Genomic DNA, 20104 nt, shown 5'->3' on the forward strand with positions numbered 1-20104 from the left:
GGATGGGAGGCAGACACCACTCTCGAGGAAGCGAGTTCCCCCAGTGACCCACATCGACGTGCCGCACTCGAGCGTCTTCACCGCCGACGCGATCGCCGATCGACTCCGCACCGCGACCAGCATGGCCGATCTGCTGGTCACGACGGCGCAGGCCAGCCCTGACCAGATCGCTCTCCGCTCCTACGAGACGGGTCTGGAATGGACGTATGAGGAGACGCTGAATCGGATCGGCGCCGTCGCGCAGACTCTGCGCGCGCAGGGTATCCGTCGTGGTCAGCCGGTCGCCCTCATGCTGCGCAACCGCCCGGAGTTCCACGTCGTCGATGCCGCGATCATGGTGCTGGGCGCCGTACCCTTCAGCATCTACAACACATCCTCCCCGGAGCAGATCGCCTTCGTGCTCGAGGATTCCGGAGCCGAGGTCGTCCTCGCGGAATCGGGCTTCCTCGCCTCGCTGGAGGCCGCCACGGCGGCGGTGCCGTCCATCGACCGGATCCTGCTGATCGATCAGGAGTCCTCCGTCCACGGCGACCTGGTGGCAGAGCTGTCCGCCGCCTCGACGGACTTCGACTTCTCCACAGCCGCCGATATCGCACCCGACGACCTGCTGACGCTGATCTACACGTCCGGCACCACCGGGGCGCCCAAGGGAGTCGAGCTCACCCATCGCGGCATGCTGGTCCAGCTGCAGGGGGTCCACTCAGCGGTTCCGCTGCCGGGGCAGGGGCGGCAGGTCTCGTTCCTCCCGGCCGCGCACGTCGCGGACCGCTGGACGTCGCACTACTCCGCCTTCATGACCTATGCGAACACGCTGATGTGCGTCGAGGACATGAGCGCGGTACCCGCTGCCGTGGCGCGCACCAGGCCCACCCTGTTCGGTGCTGTTCCGCGGGTGTGGGAGAAGTTCAAGGCCGCGTTCGAAGCGGGGTACTCCGGCGACCTGCTGGGCGATGCGCGCCAGGACCCGGCGATCGGGGAGGCGCTGCGCGTGAAGCTCGGCCTGGACGAAGCCGCCTGGGTGGTCACCGGTGCTGCGCCCACGCCGATCGCGGTCGTCGAGTTCTTCGGTGCGCTGGGCCTGCCGTTGTGCGAGGTGCTGGGCATGTCCGAGGTGTCGTGCTGCGTCGCCGTCAACGCACCGGATGCGCTGCGTGCCGGCAGCGTCGGCCGGCCGCTGGACACCGTGGAGGTCGCGCTCGCCGACGACGGTGAGGTCCTGGTGGGCGGGCCGCAGGTGATGAAGGGCTACCACGGAGCTCCGGAGAAGACCGCGGACGCCGTCGACGCGTCGGGCTGGCTGCGCACGGGGGACATCGGCCGGATCGACGAGGACGGATTCCTCTGGATCATCGACCGGAAGAAGGAGCTGATCATCAACGCGGCCGGCAAGAACATGTCGCCCACCGCGATCGAGATGGCGATCCGCTCTGCCGGGAACCTCGTGGAGCAGGTCGCCGTGGTCGGGGACCGACGCCCCTACAACGTGGCGCTGGTCGTCGCGGATCCCGCGCAGGCGGGCGAGAAGGGTCTTGACGATCCGCATCTGCGGGGTCGGATCCAGGAGCAGATCGATCAGGCGAACGCCACGCTCGCCCGGGTCGAGCAGATCAAGAAGTTCACGCTGCTGCCGGACGCGTGGCGGCCCGGACATGAGCTCACGCCGACGATGAAGTTGCGTCGGCGCGTGATCGAGGACCTCTATGCGCCGGAGATCGACGAGCTGTACGTCTGAGCTCGCCGCTCTCCGTACGGACTGAGAGCTGCTGTCAGTCCCGTGTGGCCTGCGTCAGGCGGTTCTTGCGGTGCGACCTGTCTGCGGTCGGCAGCACCAGGAGCGCGATCAGCGGGGAGAACATCAGTGCCGCAAGACCGAGCACGGAGATGATGGTGTTGATGTCGGCGTCGCCCATGGAGCCGCTCCTTCCAGACACGTGTGGATGCCGCCCGCCGCAGAGCGACGTGAGGCTCGAGAACCGCACCTCCACCTTACCGAGTCCGGAGCGACAAGCGAAGTCGGATCGCGCTGCATCTGATGAGTTCCTGGCCGGATCCTGACAGACTGGAGGTGCCCGAGGACGAGCAGCCTGGTGCAGGCAGATCGATCCCCGGGCGCACGAGGGAAGGGGACCGCAGTGCAGATCCGGAACGCGCGCCTCCGCGGCAGGGAGGGCCTCGTCGACATCGCAGTGGGGGACGGGCGCATCACGTCGATCCGCCCAGCCGCGGTCGCACCTGCCGACGGGGGCCAGTCCGACCGGACCACCGCCTCGGCGGACTTCGACGCTGCCGGCCGGCTGGTCAGCCCTCAGTTCGTCGAGAACCACATCCACCTCGACTACGCGAAGACCGCGGGCGTGCCACGCGACAACGCGTCCGGCACCCTCTTCGAGGCGATCGACATCTGGCGCGACCGCAAGGCGCAGGGGCTCCAGCACCACGACCGGATCAAGGACAACGCCCGGGCCGCGGCTCTGAGCGCCGCCTCCCACGGCGTCGGTTACGTCCGGACGCACGTCGACGTGACGGATCCCGATCTGACTGCCTTCTACGCGCTGCGGGAGCTCAAGGAGGAGATCGCCGCGTGGTGCAGCCTCCAGATCGTCGCGTTCCCGCAGAACGGGATCTATGCGTTCGACGGCGGTGACGCACTGGTGGACCGCGCGCTGTCCGAAGGCGCGGACGTCGTGGGCGGCATCCCGCATCTGGAACCCAGCTGGTCCGACGGGGAGCGCTCCGTCGCCTTCCTCTTCGATCTCGCGGAGAAGCACGAGGCGCTGGTCGACATCCACTGCGATGAGATCGACGATCCGCAGTCGCGGTTCGTCGATGTGATGGCCGCCGAGGCCCGGGCCCGTGGTCTCCACGGTCGGGTGACCGTCAGCCACGCCGTCGCGATGGCCTACTACGCCCCGGGCTACCTGGCCCGGCTGCTGCCCAAGCTCGTCGAAGCGGACCTGGGGTTCGCGATCGCGCCGAATGAGAACCTGCAGCTGCAGGGCCGGGGGTTCGGCCCGCCGACTCCGCGCGGGGTCGCCCCCGTGCGCGACCTCGTCGAATGGGGGCTGCCCGTCGCCTTCTGCCAGGACTCGATGGAGGACCCCTGGTACCCGATGGGCGCGGGCGACCCGGTGCGCAACCTCGACGCGGGCCTCCACGTGGCCCACCTGCTCACGACGGACCACCTCGATGCGGCACTGGACTTCATCACCGTGAGCCCGGCCCGCAACCTCGGGCTCGAGGACTACGGGATCCGCGAAGGCGCGCACGCGGACCTGCTCGTCCTGGACGCGCAGACCGATCGCGAGGTCGTCCGCGAGCATCCGGACGTCCTCCTGTCCCTGCACCGCGGGGTCGAGGTCTTCCGCCAGGAGCCCCGCACCCGCACGTGGAGCACGCAGGTCGGGAACACGACCGTCGAGGAGAGGACTGAGTCATGACCGGCACCCCACAGCAGCCCGACAATGAGTCCGAGGCTGAGTCCGACACGGAGTCCGAGGCGGAGCGCGCGACGGAGTCCGGTTCCCAGCCGGGCACCCAGCCCGCGCTCCTCACAGCGGAGACGACGACGGATTCCCGCGAGGTCGCGGAGCACCTTGCGTCGGCCGCGGTTGAACGGGGAATCGCCGCCTGTGTGCAGATCTCCGCGATCCGCAGCTACTACCGGTGGGAGGGCGAGGTGCAGAACGACCCCGAGTTCCTGCTGACGTTCAAGACGACCGCGGCGGCCGCGGACGGCCCGCTGAAGGACTTCCTCGATCGCGAGCACCCCTACGACGAACCGGAGCTCATCATCCTGCCGATCATCGGCGGCAGCGACTCCTACCTCGCGTGGATCGCTGAGAGCGTGACCCACGACTGACGGACAGTCACCAGGCTGACGGACCGTCACGCCTCGGTAACAAGCTGTGCTGATCCGTCGCTTACCTGTGAGAACGGTGGGAGACTGTGGGGTGCCATGACTCGGACCGCTCGGTGACGGTGCCGCAGCCGGTCGATCACAGGCATCGCCTCCCAGCGCACGGGGTTTCCCCGTGCGCTTCGTCTCTGAGTGAAGGACCGGTCAATGGCGCAGCGCGGCACGTCGCAGGACGAGTCGATCACAGACTCTCAGGCCACACGCGACACTGCGAAGCCCACGCGCTCACGCCTCCGTACGATCCTCCTGAGCATCCTCGCCGGGCTCCTGGTCCTCGTCCTGCTCGTGACAGCCTTCCTCACGTGGTCGGTCATGCGCGCCTTCCCGCAGACTGACGGCGAGATCGAGGTCGCCGGCCTGCAGAGCGAGGTGACCGTGCAGCGCGACGGCCACGGCATCCCCACACTGACGGCGGAGACCACTGACGACCTCTTCCGCGCACAGGGCTTCGTCCACGCCCAGGACCGCTTCTGGGAGATGGACTTCCGCCGCCACATGACCGGCGGTCGCCTCTCCGAGCTGTTCGGGGAGGCACAGGTGGGCACGGACTCGTTCCTGCGCACCCTGGGATGGCACCGCATCGCGGAAGAGGAGGTCGCGGCGCTGCCTCCGGATGCGCTCAGCTACTACGAGGCCTATGCCGACGGGGTGAACGCCTACCTCGAGGAGCGGCAGGGCGGTGCGCTCGCGCTCGAGTACACGGTGCTCGGGCTGCAGAACAGCGACTACGAGCCGGAACCCTGGACGCCCACCGATTCCGTCGCCTGGCTCAAGGCCATGGCCTGGGACCTGCGCACCAACATCGAGGACGAGACGAACCGCGCGATCCTGGGTCAGGGCCTCGCACCCGAGCGCCTGGACGACCTGTACCCGGACTACCCGTTCGACGAGCACCCGGTCATCATGGCGGAGGACCCGGACGGTTCGGACGTCGTCGACGCGGGCATCCCCGCACCTGCGACTGCGGACGACGCCGAGGCTGCCGGCGGTCCCGCAGCCGCGTCCACTGATGAGCCGGACGCGGATGCCGAAGCCACCCCTGACGCGGCCGAGGCCGCGCCGGGCAGCGCGGGCGCGCTCGGCTCACTGAACTTCGACACCTCAGCGCTGAGCGACTTGCTGGAGCGCGTCGACACGCTGGTCGGCGGGAAGACCGAGGGGATCGGATCCAATTCCTGGGTGGTCAGCGGTGAGCACACGGACACCGGCGATCCACTGCTGGCGAACGATCCCCACCTGGGCGCCGCCCTGCCGTCCGTGTGGTCGCAGATGCAGCTGCGGTGCGCCGAGGTGACGGACGAATGCCCGTTCGACGTGGCCGGGTACAGCTTCTCCGGTCTGCCCGGCATCGTGATCGGCCACAACCAGCAGGTGGCGTGGGGCTTCACGAACCTCACGACGGATGTCGCGGATCTCTACGTCGAACGCGTCATCGGAGAGGGCCACCTGCGCGACGGTGAGACCATCCCATTCGAGACCCGCCAGGAGACCATCGAAGTCGCCGGGGGAGAGGACGTCGCCCTCGAGGTGCGCTCGACGGCGCACGGCCCGGTCGTCTCCGGCCTCACCCCGGAGTTCACCGCGGTCGCCGATTTCCCGCGGGTGGGGGCCACGCGAGGTGCGGAGGAGCGGCCGCTGGATCCGGCCTCGGGAACGGACCCGATCCCGAACGGCGAGCCGGCGGACGATCCTTCGCTGTCGGGCGACGACTACGCCCTGAGCCTGCGGTGGACCGCGCTGGACGCGGGCACCACCGCGCAGGCGATCTTCTCGCTCAACCTGGCCGAGGACTTCTCCGACTTCCGGCACGCGGCCTCGCAGTTCGACGTGCCGGCGCAGAACCTCATCTATGCGGACACGGACGGGAACATCGGCTACCAGGCACCGGGCCGGCTGCCGATCCGCGGTGAGGGCGACGGGTGGCTGCCTCAGCCGGGCTGGGACAGTGCATTCGACTGGCAGGGCTTCATCCCCTTCGAGGAGCAGCCGGTCGTCTACAACCCGGACTCCGGCTACATCGTCACGGCGAACAACGCGATCGTGGATGACGACTACGAATACTTCCTCAGCCGCGACTGGGACTACGGGTACCGCGGCGCACGCATCGTCGAGCTGCTGGAGAACGCGATCGAGGCGGGGCCTGTGACGGCGGCGGACATGGCCGACATCCAGATGGACAACGAGTTCCCGGCGGCGGACACGCTGCAGGATCTGTACGCGGAGGTCTCCGTCGAGGACGAGGACGTGCGGGAGGCGCTCGGACTGCTGGCGAACTGGGACGGGCAGAGCACCGCGGATTCGGCGGCTGCCGCATACGCGAACGTGCTGTGGGACCACGTGACGGCGGGCATGGTCAATACGCACGGTGCGACGGCCGATACCGATGCCGAGTCAGGTGAACCGCCCGCCGGGGCGGACGAATCGCCGGCGCGGACCACGATCCCGCGAGACGACCAGTCGCGCTTCGCGGTGTTCCTCGCGGAGCAGGCCGCGGATGCGGACAGTCCGTGGTGGGGCGGTGGTCGCGATGAGCTGCTGCAGCAGGCGGCGGTCGATGCGCACACCGAGCTCGTCGATCTGCAGGGATCCGACCCGGATGACTGGAACTGGGGCGAGCTGCACGCGCTGCCGCTGACGCATCAGTCGTTCGGGACCAGCGGGATCGCCCCCGTCGAGGCACTCTTCAACCGCGGACCCTATGAGACCGGTGGAGGATCGGGCGTCGTGAACGCGACCGGCTGGGACCTGGACGACGGGTTCGCGACGACGACCGTCCCGTCGTTCCGCATGGTTCTCGACGTGGGGGACTGGGACGCCTCGACGTGGCAGAACCTGACCGGCCAGAGCGGCCACGCCTTCCATGAGCACTACCGGGATCAGGCAGAGGACTGGGCGAGCGGGACGCAGAATGCGTGGGGCTTCAGCCCGGAGGCGGTCGATGCCGCGGCGGAGGACACGCTCACGCTGACGCCGTGAGGGGCTGAGACCGTGAGGGAGCGTCGCCGTGATGTTTCCGAATCGACACGTGCTGTTGCCCGCAGGGGTCCGGTCTCTCCGTAGTCTGGTGTGCGGCGGGTATCAGCAGACGGAGGAGGGTGGCGCATGGAGTTCGGTGAGTACGTCGGGACTGAGAGGCAGGCGGGCGAGTTCCGACTGCGGGCGAGTGCTGCGGAGGTGTTCGCCTGGCAGCTCGAATCGATCCTCCGCGAGCTCGAGAGGGAGAGTGATCGCCTGTTCGACGGCTTCACCATGCGGTACGGGTGGGGGCCGATCTTCGTCGAAGACCTGCCGGGCGAGGAGAACGACGGCGTCTTCACACTCCGCACTCCCGACTACCAGGGGGATGCGGCGAACGAGCGCACGCAGGACCTCACCATCGCCCTCTACACGTACGCGCAGCAGATGCAGCTCGCCGGGATCTGTGAGGAACGGCCGGAGGCGGTGGAGTTCTGGCAGGACATCCTGGCGGCGCCGGGCTGGGAGGACTTCGAGGACTACCGGCTCCAGAGGCTGAACATCAGCGCGGAGCAGGCCTCGGGCTGGATGATCGTCCCGGTCGACTGGGAGTTCGGGGAGACGGTCCCGCGGGAGGATGTCGAGTACGTGCCGGCGTGGAAGGTGACCCAGACGCACCCCTCGGTGATTCCGACCCTCATGCTTCCCACGTGGTCGGGCGTGGAAGTGCGTGGTGGTCAGGTGACGCGGGTGGTCGAGTGGGGCGACGAGGACGGCTCGGAGCGCCTCATCTTCCCGAAGGACGAGGGCTGAAACTCATCGTTGGTTGATGCGCCACGGCAGATCATCCATCATGACGACTGATGCCCGTCCATGACCGAACGGAGCGACGATGACGACCCCCTCACCCGACTGCGTGACGGCTCAGACGACCGTGGACTCGGTGGAGGCGGCAGAGGCGCTCGCCTCCGCCGTGATCGACCGGGGCCTGGCCGCGTGCGTGCAGGTCTCTGAGATCCGCAGCTTCTACCGCTGGAAGGGCGAGGTGCACGACGACCCGGAGTGGTTGCTCACCTTCAAGACCTCCGCCGAGGCCGCCGCCGGTACTCTGCGCGACCACATCTCCCAGCACCACCCGTACGACGAGCCGGAGTACATCGTCCAGCCCATCATCAACGGCAGCGAGGACTACCTCCAGTGGATCCGGGAGTCCGTCCACCACCAGTGAGCCTGCCGCGTGTGGGCTCCGCAGCGATTCTCGCGATGTACGGGAATGCTCGCACTCACAACGCGAACAAAGCGCAAGGTAGAAGCGACCTCACCACCGAGCCGGCACCTCCCGCGCCACACCGCCACCGCACACAGTGGACAATGGGGGAGCCCCACGCGAAGGAGACCCATGGACCTGCAGACGCTCGCAGCCCAGCTGACCGACGGCGCGCTCACGACAGACCCGGATGTCGTCGCCGCGCATTCGAAGGACGAGGCGCTCTTCTGCCCGCACGACGGGGCGATCGCCCTGGTCCGCGCGAAGAGCGTCGAAGACGTGCAGGCCACCGTCCGCTTCGCCCACGCGCACACCATCCCGGTCGTGCCGCAGGGGGCGCGCAGCGGCATCTCCGGCGGGGCGAACGCGACGGAGGGCTCCATCCTGCTGAGCGTCGCGGCGATGCAGGACGTGCTGGAGGTCAACACCTCGGAGCGCACGGTCCGCGTCCAGCCGGGGCTCATCAACCAGGACCTCAAGGACCACCTGCGTCCGTTCAACCTGTCCTACCCGCCGGACCCGGGATCCGTGGGGATCTCCTCGATCGGCGGGAACATCGCGACCAACGCGGGCGGCCTGTGCTGCGTGAAGTACGGGGTGACCCGTGACTTCGTCCGCAGCATCGACGTCGTGCTGGCCGACGGCACGCTCACCACGTTCGGTCCCCAGACGGCGAAGGGTGTTGCCGGTCTGGACATGCGCGGGCTCTTCATCGGCTCCGAAGGCACGCTGGGCATCGTCGTCGAGGCCACCCTGCGCCTCATCCCGCTCATGCCCGACCCGGTCACAGCTGTGGCCGTGTTCCCGGACGAGCGCTCCGGCCTGCAGGCGGTCGCGGACTTCATGGCCGCAGGCGGCCAGCCCAGCCTGTTCGAGTTCCTCGACCGTGCGAGCCTCACGATGCTCAACTCCTACGGCGACTTCGGCCTGAACGAGGAGGCCGGGTCGATGCTGCTGGTCCAGTTCGACCAGTCGCCTGCGGAGGCTGCGGACATGCTGGGGGCCTTCGGTGCCGTCGCCGAGGCCGCGGGCGCCTTGGACGTCGCCGTCTCCGACGATCCGGCGGACTCCGCTGCGCTGGTCGCCACCCGCAGGTCGATCCAGCCGGCGTACGAGCACTTCGCGCACGCTCACGGTGGGGGACAGCTGCTGGACGACGTGTGCATCCCCCGGGCGGCGATGCCGGCATTCTGTGACCGGCTCGGCGAGCTGCGCGAGTCGACGGGGCTCACGATCGCCCTGGTCGCGCACGCGGGCGACGGCAATACCCATCCGTCCGTCTTCTTCGATGCGGCCGACGCGCAGCAGACGGCGACCGCAGAGGCTGCGTTCGAGCAGATCATGCAGATCGGTCTGGACCTGGGCGGCACGATCACCGGCGAGCACGGAGTCGGCTACCTGAAGAAGGGGTGGCTTGCGAAGGAGCTCGATGAGGGGTCCCGCTGGGCGCAGCGAGCGGTGAAGGACGCGCTGGATCCGAAGAACATCCTCAACCCCGGGAAGATGCTCGCGGAGATCTGAGGTGGGCGGCTGCTGGTGCGGGTATCCAGCTGATCAGTGCGGCGATCAGGCGCTCGAGGGAGCGGTGCGCGAGGTCTCGCGCGTGCGATGCGTCAGGCTGCTGCGTGATCCATATGGCGGCTTCGTCCATCGCTCCCGACAGCTGCGCAGTCATCGCATCACGCAGCTCGTCTTCGACACCGACTGCGGTCAGCGCTTCGCGAAGATGCACCACCGAATTCTCGGCGTCGAGCTGTCGCCACTTCTCCCACCCGACAACCGTCGGCCCATCGATCAGCAGGATACGCGTCGCCGGACCTGCGGTGATCGCGTCGATGAATGCGTGGCAACCGGCCTTCAGCTGCTCGCCGGGGTTCTCTCCCGCTGACTCTGCCGTGGCGACGACTGCACCGGCGACCTGCCTCTGCAGGGTGCTGGCGACTGCGCCGAACAGGCCCGCTTTGTTGCGGTAGTGGTGATAGACGGCGCCGCGGGTCACTCCCGCCGCTCGCGCAACATCGTCGACCGACACGTCGGCGAAGCCGTGCGCTGAGAACAGCTCGAACCAGTTGGCGATGCAGTCGTTGGAACGGGTGTCATGCTGTGGCCACCCCTCTGCTTCTCATGAGTCGTGTGACGTGCGTGTGGATGGTGTTCGCGGTGCCCGCGGCCAGCGTCATGCCCAGGGTGCCGTGGCCGGTCGCCGCGTAGAGTCCCGGTGCCGGTCCGACCGGACCCACGACCGGCACGCTGTCCGGCGTGGTGGGGCGTGCGCCGCTCCACACCTCGTGCTCGTCCAAGTCGACCTCAGCGAGGCCGGGCAGGTACGGCGTCGCCGCGTCGAGCACGTGCTGCATGCGGCTGCGATTCGTCGGCGCGTCCTTACCCACCAGGTCGAACGTGCCCGAGACTCGCACCTGGCCGTTGTCGAACGGCGAGCAGGCGACCTGGACCTCCGCGATCTTCACTGCCTGGTTCAGCGTGAGGACCGGGGGCAGGGTCACGCTGCATCCGCGGCCGGACTGCAGCAGGATGCGTGCCCGTCCCTTCCGCAGCAGGCTCGCGGAGTGCTCGCCCGCGGCGACCACGACGGCATCGACCAGCAGATCCGCGCCCGAGGTCGTCGCCACCGTCCAGCGGCCGCCCGGTTCTTCGTCGAGCCCGGTCACGAACGTGTGCTCGCGCAGCTCGCCGCCTGCCTCGCGGAAGCCGCGGGCCAGCGCGCTGGTCATGGAGTCCGGGCGGACGGTGAGTTCATCGAGCAGGTGGACGCCGCCGGCAAGGTCATCGCTCAGGGAGGGTTCGCGCTGCGCGACTTGCTGGGAGTCCAGCCACTCGACGCGGCCCTCGTAGCCCAGCTCCTGCACCTGCGCTTGCGTGTGGGTGTATCCCTCGAGCGCCTCGTCAGACCGGAACGGGATGAGCAGGCCCGTCCGGTGGACCTCGAAGTCGAGCTCGTCTGCCAACTGTCCTGTGGCCTCGGCGGTGTCGTGGGCCATCGCCGCCAGGGTGCGCATCGACGCGGCGCTGCGGCTCGAACCGCTGTGGCGCAGGAACGACAGACCCCAGGCTGCGAGGCGCGGGGTGGGGAACTGGCGCAGCGCGGCATAGCCGCCGCGGGTGACGAACGTCTTGAACGCATCGGTGGCCGCGCCGGGGGAGTTGAAGGGCTGGATGAGTGTCGGCACGATCCATCCGGCGTTGCCCCACGAGGCGCCCTGGCCGATCTCATCGCGTTCCAGCACCGTCACGTCCAGGCCGGACTGGGCCAGACGGTAGGCGCTGGACAGGCCGATGACGCCGCCGCCGATCACGGCGACGTGGCGGCGGGACTGAGTTTCAGAGGTCGTGGATGGTTCAGTGTTCACGGGAGAGGCCTCCAGGTCGTCGAATGCGTCCATACTCTCAAGGGAACCCTGCGCTGTGGGAGACTCAGCACGTGTCGAGCCAGCATGCGTCAGAGCCCTCGTCGTCTCCGGGACCTCAGCCCCTTGCGCAGCCGATCTCCGCGGGATTCGTCTCCGCACTCGTCGCGTTCACCAGTTCATTCGTCGTCGTCCTGGCGGGCCTGTCTGCTGTGGGCGCGAGTCCTGCGCAGGCGTCCAGCGGCCTCATGGCCGTCACGATCCTCATGGGAGTGGGGACTGTGGTGCTCGCGTGGTGGTCGCGCCTGCCGATCACGGTCGCGTGGTCGACGCCCGGCGCCGCTCTGCTCGTGACGACGGGTGCGGTGGAGGGTGGTTGGCCCGCTGCGGTGGGTGCGTTCTTCGTGACGGGTCTGCTCATCGTCGTCACCGGCTTGGTGCCGCCGTTGGGCGACCTCATCGCGCGGATCCCGACGTCAGTGGCGCAGGCGATGCTCGCCGGGGTGCTGCTGCAGCTGTGTTTGGGGCCCATCACGGGAGCGGTCGCGAACCCGGCCGGAGTCATCCCCGTCGTGCTCGTGTGGCTGGTGGGCATGCGGTTCTTCCCGCGCTGGGCGGTGCCGGCGGCATTCCTCGTCGCCGCGCTCGTCGTGGTCGTGCACGTGGTGTCGTCCGGCGTGGAAGTCGACGCGGCGACGATCGTGCCGCGTCTGGAGTTCGTCGCACCCGAGTTCACCGTGCAGGCGATCATCGGGATCTCACTGCCCCTCTACCTCGTGACGATGGCCTCGCAGAACGTGCCGGGCATGGCCGTCATGAAGGGCCTCGGCTACGACGTGCCGTGGCGGCGAGCCATCGTCGTCACCGGCGTCGGCTCTGTGATCGCCGCGCCTGCGGGTGGCCACGGAATCAACCTTGCGGCGATCAGCGCCGCACTCACCGCCGGACCGGAGGCAGGACCCGACCGGGACCGTCGCTGGATCGCGAGCGTGACGTCCGGATTCGTCGCGATCGTCATCGGCATCGGGGCCGCAGCGTTCGGCACGCTGGTGACGCTCGCGCCAGAAGGTGTGATCGCGGCGGTTGCGGGGCTGGCGCTCTTCGGGACATTCGCGTCGTCACTCAAGGCGTCGCTGGAGGATGTCGATGACATCATCCCTGCGGTCGTCACGTTCGCGGTGGTGGCGTCCGGCATCGCGATCGGGGGAGTGAGCGCTGCATTCTGGGCACTGCTGGCGGGTCTGTTGGTGAGGTTCGTCCTGCGGCTGGGAAAGCGGCGCAGGACGAACCTCTGACGCAGCGGCGGCCTACGAGGTCGTGAGCACGTACTTCCCCACAGCTCGTCGCTCAGAGATCTGCGTGAGGATCCGGCCTGCATCGTCGAGGTCGGCGACAGTGGGCTCCGGTGGGCGCAGGTCTCCCGCGGCGATGCGTGCGAAGAGGTCCTTCAGCAGTGCCGCGTTCCCTGCCGGTCCGCCTTCCTCGCGTGACCAGTCGCCCCAGTCGATGCCGATGACGGATCTGTTCCTCAGAAGGACGATGTTGGCCGGGAGTCGGGGGATGTCGCCGGATGCGAATCCGATGACGCAGTGGCGGCCGCCGGTCGCCAGCGCGCGCAGGGCACTCTCCGCCGCTGGCCCGCCGACGGGGTCGAACACGATGTCTGCGCCATCGCCCGTCTCCTCGCGGATCCGATCCTTGAGGTCCTCATAGCCGATCGCGACTGCGGCACCGGTCTGCACAGCAAGGGCCCGCTTCTCCTCCGTCGAGGCGACTGCGACGACTCGCGCGCCCAGGCTGCGCGCCATATCGACGACGGCGAGGCCGATTCCGCCGCCCGCACCGAGGACGACCACGTCGTCTCCTTCTGCGATCGAGACGCGGTGGGTCACTCCGAACACGACGGTGAGGTAGCTTTCGATGCTCGCCGCTGCGAGCTCAGAGGAGACCGCCGCAGGTACGAGTGTGATGCCGTCGGCTGTCGTGATGACGTGCGTCGAGTAGGCACCGCCGATGCCGGCGACCACTCCGGCGACCCGCTGTCCCACAAGTGCGTCGTCCACACCTTCACCCACGGCGCTCACCGTGCCGACGAAGCAGTTCCCCGGTGTGAACGGCAGCGGCGGCTTGACCTGGTAGCCGCCCTGGACGATCAGGCTGTCGACGAAGCTCACGCCCGCCGCGTGATTCTCGATGAGTACTTCTCCAGCGGATGGGTGCGGCGTCGCCTCCTCGACGACTCGCAGCGTCTCCGGTGCGCCGTACTCCGTGCAGACGATTCTTCGCATGTGGGTGTGCTCCTGGGGTGGGGGGCGATCAGGTCGGTGGCGATCAGGTCCGTGGGATCAGCGTCCTCGCCACTGCGGGGAACGCTTCTCCAGGAACGCGCTGACCCCTTCCCGGTAGTCCTCGGAGGACTTCACCGTGGCGGTCGCCTCGTCCGTGCGTGTCCAGCCGAGTTCTTCAGGGATATCGAGCACGTCGTTCATGACGGTGAGGCTCTCCGCCACGGACAGGGGCGAGTTCTCGCTGACCTGCGCGGCCAGGTCCAGGGCGGTGGCGAGCACTTGGCCGTCATCGGCGAGTTCGTTCACGATGCCCAGTTCGTACGCGCGCTGCGCGGTGAGCGGCCTGCCGGTCAGGACCATCTGCTTCGCGACGGTGACGGGGAGACTGTGCCATCCGCGGAACAGGCCGCCGCAGGTCGGGATCACTCCGCGGGCGACCTCGGGCAGACCGAAGCGCGCCGCCTTGTGTGCGACGACCATGTCGCAGGCCAGTACGATCTCGAACCCGCCTCCGTATGCGATGCCCTCGACGGCGGCGATGAGAGGCGTGCGGCGGGTGCGACGGATGACACCGTACGGGCCGCCCCGTTCTGTCGGGGTTCCTGCGCCGTCGGCCAGATCCGTGCCGGCGGAGAACGCGCGCTCGCCGCCTGCGAGGACGATGCACCGGACCTCGGGGTCGTCGTCTGCCTCATTGAGTGCCTCGTCCAGGGCACTGGTCATGTGCGAGTCGATGGCGTTGCGCTTGTCCTCGCGGTCCAGGCGGATGACGAGCACGTGGTCGTGCCGCTCAACCACGATCCGGTGGTCCAGGGTCGCCTCTTCGGTGGGTTCAGACATGTCGATACCTCCGTGTAGGTGTTCAGGCCGATGGCTTCTGAGATTCGCGGAAGATGATGGTGTTCACCTCAGCGAACATGCGGCGCAGCTGACGCGGCTCCAGCGGTCGTTCGCGATGCTGGAAGCCGATCAGCAGGGTCACTCCCATCTGTGCGAGGACGCGGGCCCTCGCATCCTCCACTCCGAGTGACCGCACGAGCTCGTGGATCCGCGATTCGCGGGCAGCATCGACGCGCGCCTGCACGGCGGCGACCTGTCCATTGCTGGAGCCCCATGCCCGCAGAGCCGCCTCGGTCTCGTGGGGCAGTGAGGCTGCCCAGTCCGACAGCGCTTCGACGCGGTCGAATTCGTTCGGAGCCTTCCGCGACAGCTCGATCGGTCGATAGTTGCACTCCTCCTCCCAGTAGGTGAGGAGAGCATCCGTGTAGTCGGCGAGGCTGCGGAAGTGGTGGTAGAACGACCCCTTCGTCACGCCGAGGTCCCTGCACAGTGAGGTGATGGAAAGGTCGCCGCTGCCTGACTCGGCCAAGACCTGGAGACCCTGCTTGAGGAACTGATCCGTCTTCAACGACGCCACGTGACCTCCTCTCGGTGGGGTTTCGGGACACGTCGCCGGCCTTGAGGCTCCGGATCCGTTCCCGTAGACCATACCTTGGGGTATGTTGTGTCGTGAGCTGACACACAGTGACGTGGTGAGGGGAGACCGACGGTTATGACTGCAGCGGTTGTGGGGACTGACGATGTGGCGTCTGAGGAGCGCGCTGACGCGTTCACTGAGGTGCTCGCTGATAGGTGGAGCTGCCGTGCGTTCCTGCCGGAGCCCGTCCCCACAGACGTGCTCCGTCGCATGTTCGACATGGCGCAGCGCACGGCGTCGTGGTGCAACACCCAGCCATGGCATGTCTATGTCGCCACCGGCGGTCCGGTGCGGGACCTCGCATCGCGGCTGGTCGACAGTGCCCAGACCTCCACGGGAAACCCCGACATCGCACCGCCGGAGAAATACGTGGGCGTGTACCGCGAGCGGCGTCGGGAGGCCGGCTTCGCTCTGTACCGGAGCCTCGGCATCGAACGCGAGGACCGTGAGGGGCGAGCGCAGCAGATGCTGAAGAACTTCGAGTTCTTCAATGCACCGCACGTCGCGATCATCACGACGGATCGTCTGCAGGGGGCTTACGGTGCGATCGACTGCGGTGGCTACGTGACGAACCTGCTGAATGCGGCGACCTCACTGGGCGTCGCGACGATCCCGCAGGCGGCGATCGCCATGCACCCGGATCCGGTGCGCGCGTACTTCGACATTCCGGACGACCGGCAGATCGTCTGCGCGGTGTCCTTCGGCTACGCCGATGCCGGGCATCCGGCGAACGACTTCCGCACCACACGTGCGAGTGTCGACGAGGCCGTCACGTTCGTCGGCCAACCCTGACAGTGACGCAGCGCGCGAGCGCTGCAGGCCAGACGATCGCAGTGATTCGCAGCAATGGCAAAGGAGCCTGATCGTGAATAGCCGTTCTGAACTCTTCATCGGTGGCGACTGGGTCGCCCCGCAGGGGACCGAAACCATCAACGCATACTCCGCCGCGACCGAGGAGCAGATCGGATCCTTCCCCGAAGCCTCACCGGCGGATATCGACAGTGCCGTGCACGCCGCACGTGCGGCTCTCACCTCACCAGAATGGGCGGAGATCAGCCAGGCGGAGCGGTCTGCACTCATGCACCGCTTCGCCGATGTGCTCGACTCCCACAAGACGGATCGCGCTCGCACGGTGAGCATGCAGAACGGCATGCCGATCTCCGTGGCGAACTTCGCGGAAGGTGACGGCGTCGTCGCACTGCTGCGCTACTACGCCGACTTGGCGAAGACGGTGGAGCTCGAGGAAGTGCGCCCACGCTTGGACGGAACAGGCACGACCGTCGTCCAGCGGACGCCGGTCGGAGTGGTCGGCGCAATCGCGCCGTGGAACTTCCCCGCTGTGCTGTCGATGTTCAAGCTCGCGCCGGTCCTCGCCTCCGGGTCGACCGTCGTCTTCAAGCCGTCACCGGAGACCACGCTCGATTCGTTCATGCTGGCTGAGGCGGCACAGGAAGCGGGGATTCCTGCCGGCGTCATCAACGTGGTTCCAGGTGGAGCCGAGACGGGGAAATATCTCGTCGCGCACCCGGGTGTCGACAAGGTCGCGTTCACCGGTTCGACGCGGGCGGGACGGCAGATCGGCAAGGTCTGCGGTGAGCTGCTGAGGCCGGTGACGCTGGAGCTCGGAGGGAAGTCGGCGGGGATCATCCTCGAAGACGCCTCTGTGGAGGAGACCGTGGCGGGCCTGGCGACCGCCTCGCTGCTCAACACCGGACAGACCTGCTACATGTCGACCCGGATCCTTGCTCCGAAGTCGCGGTACGCGGAGTTCGTCGAAGCGATTACCGCAATGGCGTCGTCCCTGCCCGTGGGCGATCCGCTCGATCCGAACACGTTCGTCGGCCCGGTGGTGAGCAAGACGCAGCAGGAGCGGGTGCTCGGCTATATCGAGATGGGCAAGGCTGAAGGTGCGACGCTGACGACCGGAGGCGGAAAGCCCAAGGGCATCGACAAAGGCTGGTACGTCGAACCGACCGTCTTCAGCGATGTCGACAACAACTCCGTGATCGCGCGGGAGGAGATCTTCGGCCCGGTCCTGTCGGTGATCCCCTATTCCGACGAAGACGAGGCCGTCGCATTGGCAAACGACTCCGAATACGGACTGGGCGGCACGGTGTGGACGGCCGATAAGGACCGTGGACTGGGCGTCGCACGCCGAGTGGTCTCCGGATCGTTCGGCGTCAACCGCTACGACCTCGACTGGGGCGCGCCGTTCGGCGGTGTGAAGAGCAGCGGTCTGGGTAGAGAGCTGGGACCGGAAGGGCTGGAGGCCTACTTCAGCCTCAAGTCGATCTTCCTGGGTGATTGAGCACATGAAGCCTGCCGTGCCGCCTCTCTCGGAATTTAGTCCAAACTTCAACCGTTGTGCTGAGTGAACACCTCCACCACAGAACGGAGATGCTCACATGCCACGCTTTACGGACAAGATCGCCCTGGTCACCGGTTCGGGATCCGGGATCGGCAAGGCGACTGTCGACCAGCTCATCGCCGAGGGCGCGAAGGTCATCGGCGCCGACCTCAACCCCGGCGACGCCACCGAGAACTACGTCCCCGTCATCACAGACGTCACCCAGGAAGATCAGGTCCAGGCTGCGGTGCAGACTGCCGTCGACCGGTTCGGATCACTGGATCTGGCTTTCAATGTCGCTGGCGCGTCCAAGTCAGCCCCCATCGAGGAGATGTCCGAGGGAGACTGGGACTTCACCGTCGACCTCGTGCTCAAGGGGATCTTCCTGTCCGTCAAGCACGAGGCGCGTGCTATGACCGGCGGCGGTGCCATCGTGAACGTCGCGAGCCTGAACGCGCACGTGCCTATGTGGTTCGGTGCGGCCTATGTGGCCGGCAAGGCGGGCGCCGAGGGCTTCACCAAGAATGCGGCCCTCGAGCTGGGCGGCAAGGGAATCCGCGTCAACGCGATCCTCCCGGGACTCGTCTCGACCCCGTTGACCAGTGCCTTCAGCGAGAACGAGGCACTGTCGAAGGAGTTCGAGGAGTCGATCGTCCTGTCGCGTCCGGCAGCTCCTGAGGAGATCGCCAAGCCGATGCTGTTCCTGGCCAGCGACGACGCCTCGTACATCACTGGCACCTCGCTGGTGGTCGACGGCGGCTGGGAGATCACCGGCTACCCCGACCTCAGCAAGTACATGGGCTGAGAAGAGACAGCTGCTCGCTCGCGATGGGTCGCGAGAGCTCCAACCCTCCGTGTCATACCGGCGCGGAGGGTCTCCTGTGTCCGGGAGCCGCGAGCAATCCCGATAGGCTCCTCGTATGGGAGTCATATACGTGCAGGTGACGATGCCTCGTGCGTGAACCCCGAACCGCCCCCGACGCTCCCAGGTCACCCAGCCCCTGGGCCATCGTCGTCGCGCTCAGCGTCGCCGCGACCAGTGTCTCGTTCATGCAGACCCTGGTCGTCCCCATCCAGAACCACCTGCCGGAGCTGCTGGACTCCACCCGCAGCGCCACCGCCTGGGTGCTCACCGTCTCCCTCGTCGCCGCCGCCGTCACCACGCCGATCTCCGGCCGGCTCGCCGACCTCTGGGGCAAGCGCCGAGTCCTCCTCGTTCTCGTCACCCTCCTCATCCTCGGTTCGCTCATCGCCGCGCTCTCCCAAGGGCTCTGGTGGCTGCTCCTCGGACGTGCACTCCAGGGCGTGAGCATGGGTGTGATCGCGGTGGGGATCTCGATCCTCGGCGATCTGCCGGATCGGAAGCTCAGCGTCACCGGCATCGCGTTCGTCAGCGCCAGCCTGGGATTCGGCGGCGCGCTGGGGCTGCCGCTGGCGGCGTGGATCGTCCAGGTGGGGGACTGGAAGACGCTGTTCTGGTCGACTATGGCACTCGGCGTGGTGAACCTTGTCGTCGTGTGGGTGACCGTCCCGCACTCCCCGGGCACAGGCAGGCACGTCGACGTCATCGGCGCCCTGGGCCTCGGCGTCGGTCTGTCCGGCATCCTCATCGCGATCTCCCAGGGCCCCGTCTGGGGGTGGGTCTCCCCGACCACACTCCTCGTGGTGCTGGGAGGAGTCCTCGTCCTCGGGGTGTGGGTACTCTTCGAGCTGCGCGTCGATGAGCCAATCGTCGATCTGCGGCAGTTCACCCTGCGTCCCGTGCTGCTGACGAACCTGGGCGCCACAGCACTGGGCTTCTCCTTCTTCGTCATGGAGGTCGCCTACCTCCAGATCCTCGAGCTGCCCGCGCACACGGAGGCGGGTCTTGGGCTCTCCATGATCGATGCGAGCATGGCGCTGGTGCCGGCGTCGCTCGCGATGATGGCCGCCGCGCCCGTGGGCGCACGCATCACCAACCGGTACGGAGCGCGCATCTCCGCCTGCCTGGGCGCGTTAATCGGCGCGGCGGGCTACGGAGTGACCCTCCTCTGGTACGACGAGGTCTGGCACTTCATCCTCGCCAGCACGATCTCCAGCATCGGTGTGGCCATCGCGTACGCGGCGATCCCCACGCTCATCATGGCGGAGGTCCCACGGACCGCGACCGGTTCCGCCGTGGGGGTGAACGCGCTCATGCGCAGTGTCGGCACCAGTTCCGGTGCGACGGTCACCGGGATGGTGCTCGCCTCCCAGGTCGTCACGGTCGACGGCGCCGAGGTCCCGGTCCTCGCAGGCTTCCTCACCACCTTCGCGTTCGGTGCTATCGCGGCACTGGCGTGCATGGTGCTGGTGTGGCTGTCGAAGGGCCGCTCGAAAGTGGTGTGATGGTATCCGCAACATTCCACCGTCGCCGATTTCAAGCAAGCCGCCCTGATGTTCCGTAGAGTGTTCGGAGGCGGCCACTCCCGTGGGCGCGCAAGACCTTCGAAGGAGACAGCTATGAAGCT

18 protein-coding genes are annotated in these 20104 nt (G+C 67.8%); 12 read left to right on the forward strand and 6 right to left on the reverse strand.

Translation table 11 applies throughout. The features are described 5' to 3' along the window. Window positions 1-43 precede the first annotated feature (43 nt). Window positions 44-1732: an AMP-dependent synthetase/ligase gene (locus tag FM105_RS10210; RefSeq protein WP_218777935.1), complete on the forward strand. Its 1689-nt coding sequence runs from the start codon at window positions 44-46 to the stop codon at window positions 1730-1732. Window positions 1733-1766: 34 nt separating this feature from the next. Here FM105_RS10210 and FM105_RS14700 read toward each other — a convergent pair whose 3' ends face one another. Beyond that, window positions 1767-1910, reverse strand: a complete 144-nt coding sequence (locus tag FM105_RS14700; protein ID WP_179207151.1) for a hypothetical protein — start codon at window positions 1908-1910, stop codon at window positions 1767-1769. Window positions 1911-2132: 222 nt separating this feature from the next. On the opposite strand from FM105_RS14700, the gene FM105_RS10215 reads away from it, so the two are divergent. The 6 genes from FM105_RS10215 to FM105_RS10240 all read left to right on the forward strand — a co-directional run bounded on the left by FM105_RS10215 (window position 2133) and on the right by FM105_RS10240 (window position 9659). Beyond that, window positions 2133-3437, forward strand: coding sequence for an amidohydrolase family protein (locus tag FM105_RS10215; RefSeq protein WP_087008395.1), 1305 nt, complete (start codon window positions 2133-2135; stop codon window positions 3435-3437). Next, window positions 3434-3859 (forward strand): divalent-cation tolerance protein CutA, encoded by a 426-nt coding sequence (gene cutA / locus FM105_RS10220; RefSeq protein WP_087007873.1) that lies wholly within the window; start codon window positions 3434-3436, stop codon window positions 3857-3859. The genes FM105_RS10215 and cutA (FM105_RS10220) overlap by 4 nt, the downstream gene beginning before the upstream one ends. A 204-nt stretch (window positions 3860-4063) precedes the next feature. Further along, a complete protein-coding gene (locus FM105_RS10225) occupies window positions 4064-6892 on the forward strand; it encodes a penicillin acylase family protein (protein ID WP_087007875.1) in 2829 nt (942 codons plus the stop codon). Window positions 6893-7018: 126 nt separating this feature from the next. Beyond that, window positions 7019-7684 carry a hypothetical protein gene (locus tag FM105_RS10230; RefSeq protein WP_087007876.1) on the forward strand — a complete coding sequence of 222 codons (666 nt, stop codon included), beginning with the start codon at window positions 7019-7021 and terminating at the stop codon, window positions 7682-7684. A 79-nt stretch (window positions 7685-7763) separates the two neighbouring features. Continuing rightward, window positions 7764-8099: a divalent-cation tolerance protein CutA gene (cutA, locus tag FM105_RS10235; RefSeq protein WP_087007878.1), complete on the forward strand. Its 336-nt coding sequence runs from the start codon at window positions 7764-7766 to the stop codon at window positions 8097-8099. Between the two features lie 171 nt (window positions 8100-8270). Then, window positions 8271-9659 (forward strand): FAD-binding oxidoreductase, encoded by a 1389-nt coding sequence (locus FM105_RS10240; RefSeq protein ID WP_087007880.1) that lies wholly within the window; start codon window positions 8271-8273, stop codon window positions 9657-9659. Here FM105_RS10240 and FM105_RS10245 read toward each other — a convergent pair. After that, on the reverse strand, window positions 9628-10215 hold the full coding sequence (locus FM105_RS10245) for a TetR/AcrR family transcriptional regulator (RefSeq protein ID WP_087007881.1): 588 nt from the start codon (window positions 10213-10215) through the stop codon (window positions 9628-9630). The two genes, FM105_RS10240 and FM105_RS10245, sit on opposite strands and share 32 nt — an antisense overlap. Before the next feature lie 19 nt (window positions 10216-10234). Beyond that, the gene (locus FM105_RS10250; RefSeq protein WP_087007883.1) at window positions 10235-11539 is read right to left on the reverse strand and encodes an NAD(P)/FAD-dependent oxidoreductase; all 1305 of its coding nucleotides are present in this window, start codon (window positions 11537-11539) and stop codon (window positions 10235-10237) included. Between the two features lie 38 nt (window positions 11540-11577). Here FM105_RS10250 and FM105_RS10255 point away from each other — a divergent pair, with 38 nt between their 5' ends. Continuing rightward, window positions 11578-12798: a benzoate/H(+) symporter BenE family transporter gene (locus tag FM105_RS10255; RefSeq protein WP_256970333.1), complete on the forward strand. Its 1221-nt coding sequence runs from the start codon at window positions 11578-11580 to the stop codon at window positions 12796-12798. Between the two features lie 12 nt (window positions 12799-12810). Here the strand turns inward: FM105_RS10255 and FM105_RS10260 are convergent, their stop codons facing one another. The 3 genes from FM105_RS10260 to FM105_RS10270 are packed head-to-tail and all read right to left on the reverse strand — an operon-like array spanning window position 12811 to window position 15208. After that, a complete protein-coding gene (locus FM105_RS10260; protein ID WP_087007887.1) occupies window positions 12811-13791 on the reverse strand; it encodes an NADPH:quinone oxidoreductase family protein in 981 nt (326 codons plus the stop codon). Between the two features lie 57 nt (window positions 13792-13848). After that, window positions 13849-14631: an enoyl-CoA hydratase-related protein gene (locus FM105_RS10265; protein WP_087007888.1), complete on the reverse strand. Its 783-nt coding sequence runs from the start codon at window positions 14629-14631 to the stop codon at window positions 13849-13851. A 22-nt stretch (window positions 14632-14653) separates the two neighbouring features. Beyond that, window positions 14654-15208, reverse strand: coding sequence for a TetR/AcrR family transcriptional regulator (locus FM105_RS10270; protein WP_179207152.1), 555 nt, complete (start codon window positions 15206-15208; stop codon window positions 14654-14656). 135 nt (window positions 15209-15343) lie between these two features. On the opposite strand from FM105_RS10270, the gene FM105_RS10275 reads away from it, so the two are divergent. From FM105_RS10275 to FM105_RS10290, 4 genes are all read left to right on the forward strand, one after another. Continuing rightward, window positions 15344-16060, forward strand: coding sequence for a nitroreductase (locus FM105_RS10275; RefSeq protein ID WP_087007892.1), 717 nt, complete (start codon window positions 15344-15346; stop codon window positions 16058-16060). Window positions 16061-16133: 73 nt separating this feature from the next. Continuing rightward, window positions 16134-17576, forward strand: a complete 1443-nt coding sequence (locus tag FM105_RS10280) for an aldehyde dehydrogenase (RefSeq protein ID WP_218777937.1) — start codon at window positions 16134-16136, stop codon at window positions 17574-17576. A 97-nt stretch (window positions 17577-17673) separates the two neighbouring features. Further along, complete coding sequence (locus FM105_RS10285; protein ID WP_087007896.1) at window positions 17674-18420, forward strand: SDR family NAD(P)-dependent oxidoreductase; 747 nt, start codon at window positions 17674-17676, stop codon at window positions 18418-18420. Window positions 18421-18569: 149 nt separating this feature from the next. Further along, the gene (locus FM105_RS10290) at window positions 18570-19982 is read left to right on the forward strand and encodes an MFS transporter (protein WP_087007898.1); all 1413 of its coding nucleotides are present in this window, start codon (window positions 18570-18572) and stop codon (window positions 19980-19982) included. Window positions 19983-20104 lie beyond the last annotated feature (122 nt).

The sequence above is a fragment of the Brevibacterium yomogidense genome, assembly GCF_900163715.1.
Classification (GTDB): Bacteria; Actinomycetota; Actinomycetes; order Actinomycetales; family Brevibacteriaceae; genus Brevibacterium; species Brevibacterium yomogidense_A.

What these genes read in the sequence shown, in the direction of transcription:
- FM105_RS10230 (WP_087007876.1), top strand. Translation starts at nt 7,019, where the DNA reads ATGGAGTTCGGTGAGTACGTCGGGACTGAGAGGCAGGCGGGCGAGTTC.
- FM105_RS10250 (WP_087007883.1), bottom strand. Translation starts at nt 11,539, where the DNA reads ATGGACGCATTCGACGACCTGGAGGCCTCTCCCGTGAACACTGAACCA.
- FM105_RS14700 (WP_179207151.1), bottom strand. Translation starts at nt 1,910, where the DNA reads ATGGGCGACGCCGACATCAACACCATCATCTCCGTGCTCGGTCTTGCG.
- cutA (WP_087007873.1), top strand. Translation starts at nt 3,434, where the DNA reads ATGACCGGCACCCCACAGCAGCCCGACAATGAGTCCGAGGCTGAGTCC.
- cutA (WP_087007878.1), top strand. Translation starts at nt 7,764, where the DNA reads ATGACGACCCCCTCACCCGACTGCGTGACGGCTCAGACGACCGTGGAC.
- FM105_RS10240 (WP_087007880.1), top strand. Translation starts at nt 8,271, where the DNA reads ATGGACCTGCAGACGCTCGCAGCCCAGCTGACCGACGGCGCGCTCACG.
- FM105_RS10265 (WP_087007888.1), bottom strand. Translation starts at nt 14,631, where the DNA reads ATGTCTGAACCCACCGAAGAGGCGACCCTGGACCACCGGATCGTGGTT.
- FM105_RS10285 (WP_087007896.1), top strand. Translation starts at nt 17,674, where the DNA reads ATGCCACGCTTTACGGACAAGATCGCCCTGGTCACCGGTTCGGGATCC.
- FM105_RS10260 (WP_087007887.1), bottom strand. Translation starts at nt 13,791, where the DNA reads ATGCGAAGAATCGTCTGCACGGAGTACGGCGCACCGGAGACGCTGCGA.
- FM105_RS10225 (WP_087007875.1), top strand. Translation starts at nt 4,064, where the DNA reads ATGGCGCAGCGCGGCACGTCGCAGGACGAGTCGATCACAGACTCTCAG.
- FM105_RS10275 (WP_087007892.1), top strand. Translation starts at nt 15,344, where the DNA reads ATGACTGCAGCGGTTGTGGGGACTGACGATGTGGCGTCTGAGGAGCGC.